Below are 11,224 nucleotides of genomic sequence, written 5' to 3'. Positions count from 1 at the left end.
CCGGCTGACGCGAGCACGCATCGGGAGGAACGGATGCCGCGGGCCGCGGCATCCGTTCCTCCTACCGTCAGCGCAGCGCGCGGTCTCCCTTGAAGGCGGGCGACCACTGCCCGAGCGCCTTGCCCTTGGCAGTGCCGTTCACCGCGGACTCGGTCTCGGCGAAGACGAGCGTCGCGTGCGCGGCGGCATCAGCCATCTGCTCGAAGAGCACCGGGTCGATGTTGACGATGGTGTCGCACGGCTGGTGGTAGCAGGGATCGAACGCGACACCGGCAGTCCCGCCGTACAGGACCACCTGGTCCGCCGTCTTGATGTCCTCCGCACCCGAGAACAGGCCGCCCGCCGGGATGCCCGCCCCGATGAACGCGAAGTAGTCGCTGCGTCCGTCGAACGCCGTGGGCTCGGTCGCCAGGTCACGTGAGGCGAACCAGTCCTCGAACACGCTCTCCACGATGTCCGACCCGTTCGGTCCGGTCGTGCCGAATCCGTCCCCGTCGCCGTCGTAGATGAATCGACCGCCGTTGGGCGAGCCGAGCATGTCGAAGTTCAGGTTCACGGCGTGCTGCTTGATCTCGGCCTTGCTCAGCTGCGACACGTAGTAGTTGGAGCCCTGCAGCCCGTCCTCCTCGCCGCCCCAGAACGCGAACCGGATGCGGTTCTCGGTTTCGATCCCGAGCGCGTCGATCTGCAGCGCCGTCTCGAGCAGCGCCGCCGTGCCCGAGCCGTTGTCGTTGATGCCGGGGCCCTCGGGAACGGAGTCGAGGTGAGCGCCGACGATCACCGTGCGATCCGTACGTCCGGTCGGGGTGTCGGCGAGCAGGTTCCACGTGTCGATCGCCGTGGTGTTGGTCACCACGTTCATCTCGACCACGAGACCGCTCGTGCCGACGAGCTCTTCGCCGACCTCGAACGAGGTGCTGACCACCGGGACCGGCGTTGCCGTCCAGGTCGACGAGCCGAGCGTGCCGCCGAAGACGCCGAACCGGTCGTCGCCTTCCACCTCGTTGCCCTGGTTGAAGATGATGACGCCGACCGCTCCTTCGGCGACGGCGTTGGCCGCCTTGACGCTGAAGTCGCACGACCCGCGCTGGATGAGCGCGATCGACCCCTCGACGAAGTTCGCGAAGTCCGTGGTCTCGCAGCCGCTCGTGGATGCGCGGTCCCCCGCGAGATTCACGTCGACCGCCTGTACGGCCGCCTCGACGACGCCGCTGCCGGTGTAGTCCATCGGGTAGAAGTCGTCTACGAAGGCGTAGGACACTTCGCCGGGTGCGGTCTGGGTGAGTGTGGATCCCTCGTAGTCGACGAGCTCGTACGAGAACGGCTGAACGGTCGTCAGGTAGCCTGCGGCTTCCAGCGTCGACTTCACGTACTCGAGCGATGCTTCGTAGCCGCTGGTACCGGCCGCACGGTTGCCGCCGTTGGCATCCGCGATGGCCTGGAGCGCCGCCAGATGGGTCTGGAGCCCGGCCGCGGTCACGGCGTCGGTCAACGCAGTGGTGTCGGTGGCGGGTGCCGCCAGCGCGGGAGCGCCGACCGCGGCGACGGTCAGGCCGCCGATGATGACTGCGGACGCCGCGATCGTGCCACGGCGTCGGGTGCGATGGTTCACTGGTGCTCCTCAGGGGTTCGGGAGTGGTGAGGTGTCGACGCCGAGTCTGGCGCCTGACCGGAACCTACAACGCCCTGTGGCACCTGGGGAAGAGGGAGCGGCGGCGCGCTCAGTTCCCGAAGAAGTCGCCGAGACCGGGGAGCTCGAAGTTCGACAGCTGGTCGCCGAGGCCCGAGACGGTCTCGCCGGCACCCGAGACGAGATCGCCGGCCGCTCCGAAGTCGACGCCGCCCGCGATGGCGTCCAGATCGACGCCGCTCGCGATCGCATCGAAGTCGATGCCGGATGTGACGGCCTGCGCCAGGATCGGCGCCGCGACGGTGCTCACGACGGCGGCGCCGGCGACGGCGCCCAGCATTCCGCCCGCGCCGACCAGGGCGGCACTGCGGCCCATTCCGCCGGCCGACCCTGCACGCGAGCCACGCCCGACGCGCGCGAGCAGTCCCGCCATCGTGCCGGGCCGCACGGCTTCGGTGCGGGCGGCGGCGCGCGCGAGGTCGGGGGCGTCCGCCGTGCGCGGCTGCTCGGCGGGCCGGAGCTCGGACCGCATGCCGGCCTGCACCTGCGCCCGCTGCTGCGGGGTGAGGCGGGCGAAGGCCTCACGGTGGATCGCCTCCACCTGGTGCGGGTCGGACGTCTGCAGGAGATACTCGTAGCGGGCGATGGCCGCACGGTCCGCGGCGGTGGGTGCGACGCCCGCCGGCGCTGCCGGAGGCGCGGCGGCGGCACCGGGCGGCGCCCACGAGCCGGCCGCCGGCGGAGGGGTCAGCCCGACGCCCGGCGCGGCGTGGTGAGCCGGCGGCTGCGCGGCGTACGGCGTCTGCCCGGCCGGCGCGTGAGAGGGGGCCGCCGGCTTGCCGTCACCGGTGACCGCGCCGGCGACATCGCGGACCATCGACCGCCAGTCGCGGCTTCCGCCGCGCGTCGAGGACGACGAGCCGGACGAGTCGAGCGCCTTGGCGGCGAGGTCGAAGATGCGGTTGAGCGAGCCCATAGGGGTTCCTTCCTGTCGGAGACGTGGCGAGACGAAGATCGCCAAGGTCTCCTCCACCCCGAAGGGCCGGCAGCCCGGGATCCGGCGCTGGATCCGTAGTGACGAGCGTGCCGCAGGCGGGAGTACTCCCCTTGTGCCACCCAGCCTAGAGCCCGGGCGCACCCCGCCCTGGCGGCTTCGGCAGGTTCATCGCGCTCTCTCAGCGGATTGATCGATTCCGGATGCCGCGGCGGTGGGGTCCGGGAGTTGCGGGTTATGGGGCCCCGGAACCCGGCGTTGTCCGGACATCGGCCCCCAACCGCTCGCCGTCGCGGGTGGGGTCCGGGAGTTGCGGGTTATGGGGCCCCGGAATCCGGCGTTGTCCGGACATCGGCCCCCAACCGCTCGCCGTCGCGGGTGCGGTCCGAGAGTTGCGGGTTATGGGGTCCCGGAATCCGGCGTTGTCCGGACATCGGCCCCCAACCGCTCGCTGTCGCGGGTGCGGTCCGAGAGTTGCGGGCCATGCGGCCCGCGGCATCCGGAATCGTCCCGGGTCAGCGGGGCCCGCGGGGATCGCTCACCTCGTAGGCGCGCAGGCGTCCGCACATGCCGAAGCCGCGCTCGCCGGTCAGCGCCGGCGCCTCGGACACCGCCGCCGAGGCGAGGTGCGCGGCGTCGCCGCGGGCGAGGGCCCTGGTGATGTCGAGGCTGTGGGCGGCCTGCGCGGCGGGGCCGCGTTCGACGATTCCGGTCCACGCGGCCGCGCGCTGCTTCACGAGGGCCGCCGCGGCGGCGTGGAAGTCGCGGAGAGGTGCGAGATCGCCCGCGTCCACGGCCGCACGGAGCCGCAGATAGCCCTCGACGGCGAGGTCGCGGCGCCGGGCCGCGGCATCCGCCCTCGCCTGGAGCGGCGCTGCCGGCAGCGTCGCCGCCGCGGCGTACCGCTCGGGATCCGCCACGATGTCGGCCGGGAACGTCATGACGGCGTCGCCCGCCTCCGGCAGCCCGGCGTTGCCCATGACCACGAGCACCTTGAGGTCGCCGTGGTTGACGGCGCGGTGGATGGTGCCCGGCGTGAACCACACCACCGATCCCTCACCGAGCTCGGTCTCCCGCGCACCTCCGGCGTCGATCGTGTGGAGCTCGCCCCGGCCGCCGACCACGACGTAGCACTCGGTCGAGGCGAGGTGCATGTGGGGGCTGCCGCCGTGCAGCCCGTCGGGCGCGGCGTCGTCGTAGACATCGAGCAGGGTGACGGACGTCGCGCCGGGGAAGCTCGGCGGGGTGAGAGGCATGGCGTTCCTTTCGGGCTGTCAGACGGCGACCGGTTCCAGGATGCCGCGAAGAACGCCCGCGAGGGGCTCGGCGGCCTCCGCTCCCCCGTCGGCGATGCCCACCGCGTACCGGAAGCGCACCGTCTCGCCCGGTGCGACGACGACCTCTTCGCTGAAGAAGGGCGCGGGATTGAGGGCCGCGAACTCTTCCGAGCGCGCGAACCACTGCGGCGGATGATGAGGGTTCGACGCGTCGTCGAGCATCAGCACGAGCGAGGTCGCGTCGATGTCGTCGTGCCGGCCGACGAACCCCATCCACTCGTGGCGTGACCCTCGCACGTCGTCGCCCGCGCCCGATGCGCCAGGCCCGACGAGCGTGCCGTTCGTGAACGAACGTGGCCCCCGCCAGAACAGCCCGCCGTAGCCGGCGTTCTCGCGTCCCCTCGTCGTGGGCGATCCGATGGCGATCGGCGCGCCCGACACGTTCGTCAGCCGCGTGTCGAACGTGAGCGCCCACGCCTCGTCCGAGACGACCTCGGCGGTCAGCGCCCGCTGCTCGGCGAAGAGCACGCCGCCCACCTCGGTGATCCAGCGCAGCTCGTGCGAGATGCGCGCGCGGTCGCCGGTCTCCAGGTCGATCGCGCCCTCGTGCTGCTGCACGCCGTTGTTGGGCAGCTGCACGTAGAACTGCCCGTGGACGTACGTCGGTCCACCCCAGAAGTTCTCGTCGTTCACGACCGGCAGTGACCAGGCGATGCCCTTGTGCCACACGTGGTCGTGCGGGCGGAACAGGCTGACCAGGTCGCCGCGACGCGTACGGAGGGGGTGCAGGTACGGCTTGGGCGACTCCAGCGCCGCCGTCGACGGCTGGTAGACGTACGTGAAGAGGTCGACGTCGCCGTCGCGGACGGTGACCGACGAGCCCAGCTCATGCGTGAGGCGCAACGTGCTCATACGAGGACCTCCTTCACAGGCGCCCACGGCACGGCCCCGCCGCTCATGGAGCGGACGAACGGGTCTTCACCCGCCAGCTCGCCGGCGTCGATCGTGGTGCCACGGAACGCCGACGCGTACGTCGCCGCCGCGAACTCGAGGGTGTGCCGGGCTTCCGTGAGGTCGACACCCGGTGCTTGACCGGCGTCGAGCGCGTCGAAGATCGCCCGCAGCTGGTCGAGGTGACCGCTCTTCGATCCGCTGTCGAGTCCCTCCGCCCAACGGCTCGCGAGGTGCTCGTGGCCCGGGGCCGGGGTGAACGTCCAGTCCTCGCTCGTGTAGCCGTAGAGGTGCTGCACCTCCACTGACGCGTACTCGAAGTCGAACCGCAGCCGCGACGTCTCGTGCGGCGAGACGAGCGAGTTGACGACCGTCGCGAGCGCGTCGTTCTCGAAGCGCACGAGCGCCATCGACACGTCCTCGGTGTCGGTCGGCCGCAGCTGCCGCGCCGCGAACGCGCTCACTCGAGACCAACGGCCGAAGATGTCGAACAGCAGATCGAATTGATGGATGCCGTGGCCCATGGTCGGACCGCCCCCCTCGACATCCCATCGCCCGCGCCAGGGTACGTCGAAGTACTCGTCGGGGCGGTACCACAGCGTCTCGCACGTGGCCACGAGCGGACGGCCCAGCTCGCCCGCCCGGGCGAGCGCCTTGAGGTGACGAGCCGCCGCGCCGAAGCGGTGCTGGAACACCGTCAGCACCGGCACGCCCGTCTCGGCCTGCACCACCGCCAGCTCGTCCACCTCGCCGAGGTTGAGCGCGGTGGGCTTCTCGACGAGCGACGGCACACCCGCGCGCATCGCCTGGACGGCGAGGGGCGTGTGCGTCTGCGGCGGCGTGCAGATGTGCACGAGGTCGAGCCGCTCGCTCGCGAAGAGCGCGGCGGCATCCGGGTAGACCCGGTCGACGCCGAACCTCTCGGCGAACTCCAGCGCACGATCGCGGTCGAGATCGACCACCCCGGCGATCTCGACGCGCGGAGCCAGGCTCTGGAGCGCCTCGGCGTGGGCGTGGGCGATGCCGCCGGTGCCGATGATCCCGACACGGAAGGTGGGTGAGGGCATTGTTCTTCCTGTTCACTCGTGCGAGTCGTCCGCGATCACGCGGACAGGTCTTGTCGGTGCCCCGGGGTGTGGAGGACAGACAACCCCCACACCCCGGCACCGGGCGTGCTCCGCTTGTGGGCACCGCGCCCTGGATGCGCGCCCGGCGGGTGCGAGGCCGAGCACGATGGCCACGCACCCGACGTGTCTGCTACTGGTTGACGATGACGTCGATCTCGGCGAAGAGCTGGTCGACCGCGTCGTCCACCGTGATCGTGCCGAACCCGAGTTCCTGTCCGAGCGCCTTGAACTTGGCCTCGACCGAGCCGTAGCCGACGATCGGCACCGGCGGGGCGTCGCCGATGCGGTCGGCGATCGACTCCTCGTAGTCGATGATCTGCTGGGCGGTGTCGTCGAGCTCAACGCCTTCGAGCTGAGTCTGGGATGCCGGCATCCCTCGGTTCGTCCCGAAGATGGCGCCCACCTCGGGGCTGTTCACCAGGAAGTCGGTGAACAGGGCGGCGGCCTCGGGGTGCTCCGTGCTCGCCGCAGCGGAGATCAGCATGCCGGCTTTCTTGTACAGGTCCTTGGCTCCTTCCTCCGTGACAGGAGGCGCGACGAGGTTCAGGTCGGGATACGCCTCGCCGAGGTTCGCCTTGTAGGGAGCGCCGAAGTTGTCCCACACGATCTCGGTGAGCGCCTGCGCGGAGTCGAAGGCGCCCTTGGGAGAGACCTCCAGGATCCGCTGCTGCGGGGTGACGACGCCGTCTTCGCGCAACCCGGCGCCACGATTCCAGAAGTCGGCGAGGTCCTCCTCGGTGAAGCCGACCTCACCCTCCTCGGTGAAGACCGACTTGCCCTCGGAGCGGAGCACGAGCTCGAACGGCTGGATGAAGCTGGTGGGGTCGGCACCGCCCCAGACCTCGAGTCCCGCGGCCTCGGCGGCATCCCGGGCCTCGTGCAGCCACTCGTCGTACGCCTCCCAGTCGCCACCCGCGAAGGGCGCGACGCCGACCTGGTCGGTGAGGACCACGTTCTCGAACATTCCGATCGCGTTCGTCGAGACGGGCATGCCGGCGATCGTGTCGTTGATCGATGCGATGTTGAGCACGCTCTCGTCGTAGCCGTCGGTGGCGACGATGTCGCCGACGTAGGGCGTGAGGTCCAGCAGCAGCCCGTTCTCGGAGTACTGGCGAACATAGGTCATGTCCATCTGGAACACGTCGGGGAGGTTCTTGCCGGCGGCCTCGGTCTGGCGCTTCTCCCAGTACTCGTCCCACGCCAGGAAGGTCGAGTTCACGGTGATGTTCGGGTACTCCTCGTTGAACGCGGCGATCGCCTCGTTGTACATCTCGGCACGGACGTCGTTTCCCCAGAATGCGAAGTCCAGGGTGACCTCCTCGTCCGGGTCATAGGTGGCTGCGGCTTCGCCGGCGGGGGCTGAGCCGGCACAGCCGGCGAGTGCGGTGGCGAAGGCGACGATCGCCACGGCGCCGACGGCGCTCGCCTTTCTGCGTGTGAACATCTTTGTCCTTTCGGAACGCTGATCGCGAGGGAAACTGTCGAGTGAACCTTCACTTAGTGATCGATCACTCGGGCGAGAGCAAGAATAGTGAAGGTTCACAATCTGTGTCAACATGGATGTCGAAGGAGGCGCTCGTGACCGACACCGCACCACCCCGCCGGCCGACGATCATGGAGGTCGCCCGGCTCGCCGATGTCTCGCACCAGACCGTCTCGCGCTACTTCCGCGCGCCCGATGGGCTCAAGCCCGCCACCAAAGCGCGCGTTCAGGCCGCCGTCGAACAGCTGAACTATCGTCCGAACCTCGTCGCCCGCTCGATGCGGACGCGCCGGACCGGTCGGCTCGCCGTGGTCGTGCCGACCCTCGCCTACAGTCCGGCACGCATGCTCGCCGGCGCGAGCGCGGCCGCCCACGCGGTCGGCTACGCGGTCGAGGTGCTGGCCATCGAGGGCGGCGCGGAGGAGCGGACGGAGCGCGTGGCCGAGCTGGCCGACTCCGGTCAGGTCGACGGCATCGTCTCGTTCGCCCCCGTGCTCGCCTCGCTCGAGCTGCAGGCCTCCAGCGGGACCCCGATCGTCGCATCGGCCGACTTCGACGATGAGATGCGCGGCATCGGGGAGCTGGCGGATGCCTCAGCCCTGGTCGACTTGATCCGGGGCCTTGCCGAACGCGGCCACCGCCGGTTCCTCCACATCACCGGCGACCTGCAGTTCGCCTCGGCCCGCGCCCGGCGCGACACCTATCTCGAGACGGTTGGATCGCTCGGGCTGGAATCGACCGGCGTGATCGAGGGCGACTGGTCGGCGGAATCCGGAATGGCCGCTGTGCGCAGCATGCCCGACCGTGACCGGGCGACCGCTGTGATGGCGGCGAACGACCTGGTGGCCGCCGGTGCGATCCGCGCTGCGATGGATCGCGGGTGGCGCGTGCCCGACGACCTCAGCGTCACCGGATGGGACGACCAGCAGCTCGGTCGCCTGATGAGTCCCGCACTGACGAGCGTGGAGGTCGACCTCGAGGGTTTGGGCTCACGCGCGATGACAAGGCTCATCGCGGCGCTGCGCAGCGAGGCCGTGCCGTCCGAGCCCCAACAGATTCACCGCGTGATCTGGCGCGAGTCGACGGGCCCTGCGCCCCGCTGACGGGCGTCAGTCCGTCGAGTTCCCGGCAAGCGCCTCGCGCGTCGCGGCGACCGCGGCCTCGTTCGCGCTGTACCCGTGCTCGGGTCCCGGGAAGACGCCGCCGCGCACCTCGGCGGCGTACGCCGCGACGCCGCCCGCCATCTCGTCGCCGACGGCTGCGAACCGTTTGACGAACGCTGCGGTCTTGCCCTCGGTGATGCCGAGGAGGTCGTGCATCACGAGCACCTGGCCGTCGGCGCGGCCGGCGCCGATGCCGATCACCGGGATGTCGAGGGCGGGCAGCACGACGTCGACGACCGCGGCCGGCACCGCCTCGACCACGAGCATGCTCGCGCCGGCCTCCTGCACGGCGACCGCCTCGCGCGCGAATCGCGCGGCGGAATCGGCCGTGCGTCCCTGCGCGCGCATCCCACCCAGCGCGACCGCGGTCTGCGGGGTGAGCCCCACGTGCGCGACGACGGCGATGCCGGCCGCGGCGATCGCGCGGATGCGGCTCAGCCGCGCCTCGCCGCCGCCCTCGAGTTTGACGGCGTCGGCGCCCGCTTCGCGGACGAACCGTACCGCCGTCGCGACGGCCTGCTCGTCCGACACCTCGGTCGAGCCGAACGGCAGGTCGCACACCACGAACGCCGACGTGACGCCGCGGCGCACGGCGCGGGCGAGCACCAGCATCTCGTCGACCGAGACCGCCACCGTCGAGTCGTAGCCGAGCACCACCTGCGCTCCCGAGTCGCCGACGAGCACCATGTCGACCTCGGCCCGCTCGGCGACGCGCGCCGTCGGGTAGTCGTAGGCCGTGACCATCACGATGGGCTCATGGCCGGCCTTCATCTCTTCCAGCCGCCGAAGCGTCACCTGCGGGCGCATCACGAACCTCCTGCGTCGATCACGGTGTTGTCGATGAGCCGGGTGGCGCCGACGCGCGCGGCGATGGCCACGAGGGTCGGGCCATCCACGAGGGGAACCGGCTCGAAGGTCTCGGGGTCGACGAACGCGACGTACTCGAGCGCGATCATCCCCTCGGCGAGCACGTCCAGTGCCCGGTCGCGCAGCGCGCGGGAATCACGGATGCCGGAGCCTGCGGCATCCGTCACCGCCTGCAGCGCGCGCGGAATGGCGAGCGCCCGTGCACGCTCGTCGGGCGACAGCCGCGCATTGCGGCTCGAGCGCGCGAGTCCGTCGTCGTCGCGCGAGGTCGGGCACACGACGAGCTCGACCGGCACGTTGAGATCGGCGGTCAGGCGCCGGAGCACGGCGACCTGCTGCGCGTCCTTCGCGCCGAAGTAGGCGGCATCCGGCAGCGCGGCGAGCAGCAGCTTCGTCACGACCGTCGCGACGCCGTCGAAGTGCGCGCGGCCGCGCTGGGCGCCTTCGAGGGTCTCGGCGACCGGACCGGTCACGCTCACGGTGGTCGAGAAGCCGAGGGGGTACATCTGGGCGGCGTCCGGCGCGAAGACCACGTCGACACCCGCTTCGTCTGCGAGCGCGACGTCACGCTCCTCGGTGCGCGGGTAGGCGGCGAGGTCCGCCTGCTCGGTGAACTGCGCGGGGTTCACGAAGATCGACATCACGACGGTGTCGTTGTCGGCGCGGGCGGCGCGCACGAGCGTGAGGTGCCCCTCGTGCAGGGCGCCCATCGTCGGCACCAGGCCGATGCGGCCGCTGCGTCGATCGCGCAGCGCGCTGCGCAGGTCCGCGATCGTGCGGACGACGGTCACCACGACGCCTCCCCGGGGGCTGCGTCGGCCGCGAGGTCGCGGGCGTCGGCGGGTGTGCGCGTCGCCGCGAGGTCGCGTGTCGCGTCGGCGAGGGCGTCGAACAGGGCGAGGCGCCGCGGCATCCGCTCGGCCACCGCCGTGCGCTGGCGGGCGACCGTGTCATCATCGCCGCGCGCGATGGGGCCGGTGAGGGCGGATGCCGCACCCTGCGCCCGCCAGTTCTCCACCGTCGCGCGCACGAGCGGAGCGAGGGCATCGCGCGGCACTCCAGCGGTCTCGGCCAGCTCCTCCGCGAAGCCCTCGAGCGTCACGAGGAAGTTCGACGCGATCGACGCCGCCGCGTGATACGCGGCCCGGTCGGCGTCGGCGACCTCGAACGGCGTCATGCCCAGGGTCCGCGCGATGGCCGCGGCAGTGTCGAGCGCGCGAGGCGTGGAGCCCGCGACGGCCGCAGGCACGCCGTCGAATGCGGCACGGTCGCCCGCCACGGTCATGAGGGGATGGATGCTGAGCGCCTCATGCAGTGCGAGCGGTTCGAGTGTCGACGCGCCCGAGAAGTGCCCCACCAGGCGGCCGGGTGCGATGAGGTGCGCGGCCGCGCCGATCTCGGCATCCGGAACGGCCAGCAGCACGATGTCGGCCGTGTCGCCGGTCGCGCCCCGTCCGAGCGGGCCCTGGACGTCGACCCCCGCAGCGCGGAGCGCCGTCGCCATGGACCGCCCGACCCGGCCATCGCCGATGATCGCCACCCGCCCGAGGGCTACCGCGGGGCGCTGCGAGACCACGGGGTCATCGGATGCCGTGGGGCCGGCGTTCGCCGCCGGGCCGTGGGCGCGCACGGACGAGGGATCGAGGTCCGGCATCGTCGCCCCTCCCGTGTCCGCGGCTGGTGAACCAGGGTTCAAAAGTACCGTGCGGGCTCGCCGGGTCCGTCCACGGGC

At 71.3% G+C, this 11,224-nt stretch carries 10 protein-coding genes; 1 reads left to right on the top strand and 9 read right to left on the bottom strand.

Annotated features, from left to right (window positions below; translation table 11 throughout):
• Positions 1-67 precede the first annotated feature (67 nt).
• The 6 genes from B2K11_RS13170 to B2K11_RS13145 form a co-directional block, all read right to left on the bottom strand.
• Positions 68-1,612, bottom strand: coding sequence for a M20/M25/M40 family metallo-hydrolase (locus B2K11_RS13170; RefSeq protein WP_239526034.1), 1,545 nt, complete (start codon positions 1,610-1,612; stop codon positions 68-70).
• A 109-nt stretch (positions 1,613-1,721) separates the two neighbouring features.
• Positions 1,722-2,606 carry a cation-transporting ATPase gene (locus B2K11_RS13165; RefSeq protein WP_163618743.1) on the bottom strand — a complete coding sequence of 295 codons (885 nt, stop codon included), beginning with the start codon at positions 2,604-2,606 and terminating at the stop codon, positions 1,722-1,724.
• A gap of 533 nt (positions 2,607-3,139) precedes the next feature.
• Entirely contained in the window at positions 3,140-3,880 is a 741-nt protein-coding gene (locus tag B2K11_RS13160) for a cupin domain-containing protein (RefSeq protein ID WP_163618742.1), read from the bottom strand.
• Between the two features lie 18 nt (positions 3,881-3,898).
• A complete protein-coding gene (locus B2K11_RS13155; protein ID WP_163618741.1) occupies positions 3,899-4,813 on the bottom strand; it encodes a PmoA family protein in 915 nt (304 codons plus the stop codon).
• On the bottom strand, positions 4,810-5,919 hold the full coding sequence (locus B2K11_RS13150; RefSeq protein ID WP_163618740.1) for a Gfo/Idh/MocA family oxidoreductase: 1,110 nt from the start codon (positions 5,917-5,919) through the stop codon (positions 4,810-4,812). The genes B2K11_RS13155 and B2K11_RS13150 overlap by 4 nt, the downstream gene beginning before the upstream one ends.
• Before the next feature lie 190 nt (positions 5,920-6,109).
• The gene (locus B2K11_RS13145) at positions 6,110-7,423 is read right to left on the bottom strand and encodes an extracellular solute-binding protein (RefSeq protein ID WP_163618739.1); all 1,314 of its coding nucleotides are present in this window, start codon (positions 7,421-7,423) and stop codon (positions 6,110-6,112) included.
• 134 nt (positions 7,424-7,557) lie between these two features.
• Here B2K11_RS13145 and B2K11_RS13140 point away from each other — a divergent pair, with 134 nt between their 5' ends.
• The gene (locus B2K11_RS13140; protein WP_163618738.1) at positions 7,558-8,565 is read left to right on the top strand and encodes a LacI family DNA-binding transcriptional regulator; all 1,008 of its coding nucleotides are present in this window, start codon (positions 7,558-7,560) and stop codon (positions 8,563-8,565) included.
• A 6-nt stretch (positions 8,566-8,571) separates the two neighbouring features.
• On the opposite strand, the gene panB is transcribed toward B2K11_RS13140, so the two are convergent.
• The 3 genes from panB to B2K11_RS13125 are packed head-to-tail and all read right to left on the bottom strand — an operon-like array spanning position 8,572 to position 11,146.
• The gene (panB, locus tag B2K11_RS13135; RefSeq protein WP_163618737.1) at positions 8,572-9,432 is read right to left on the bottom strand and encodes a 3-methyl-2-oxobutanoate hydroxymethyltransferase; all 861 of its coding nucleotides are present in this window, start codon (positions 9,430-9,432) and stop codon (positions 8,572-8,574) included.
• Positions 9,432-10,283 (bottom strand): pantoate--beta-alanine ligase, encoded by an 852-nt coding sequence (panC, locus tag B2K11_RS13130; protein WP_163618736.1) that lies wholly within the window; start codon positions 10,281-10,283, stop codon positions 9,432-9,434. Before panC ends, panB begins: the two co-directional genes overlap by 1 nt.
• Positions 10,280-11,146: a DUF2520 domain-containing protein gene (locus tag B2K11_RS13125; RefSeq protein ID WP_163618735.1), complete on the bottom strand. Its 867-nt coding sequence runs from the start codon at positions 11,144-11,146 to the stop codon at positions 10,280-10,282. The genes panC and B2K11_RS13125 overlap by 4 nt, the downstream gene beginning before the upstream one ends.
• Positions 11,147-11,224: the final 78 nt, after the last annotated feature.

The sequence above is a fragment of the Microbacterium sp. B35-30 genome, from assembly GCF_010634855.1.
Classification (GTDB): Bacteria; Actinomycetota; Actinomycetes; order Actinomycetales; family Microbacteriaceae; genus Microbacterium.
This window is presented reverse-complemented; position numbering and strand designations above follow the sequence as displayed.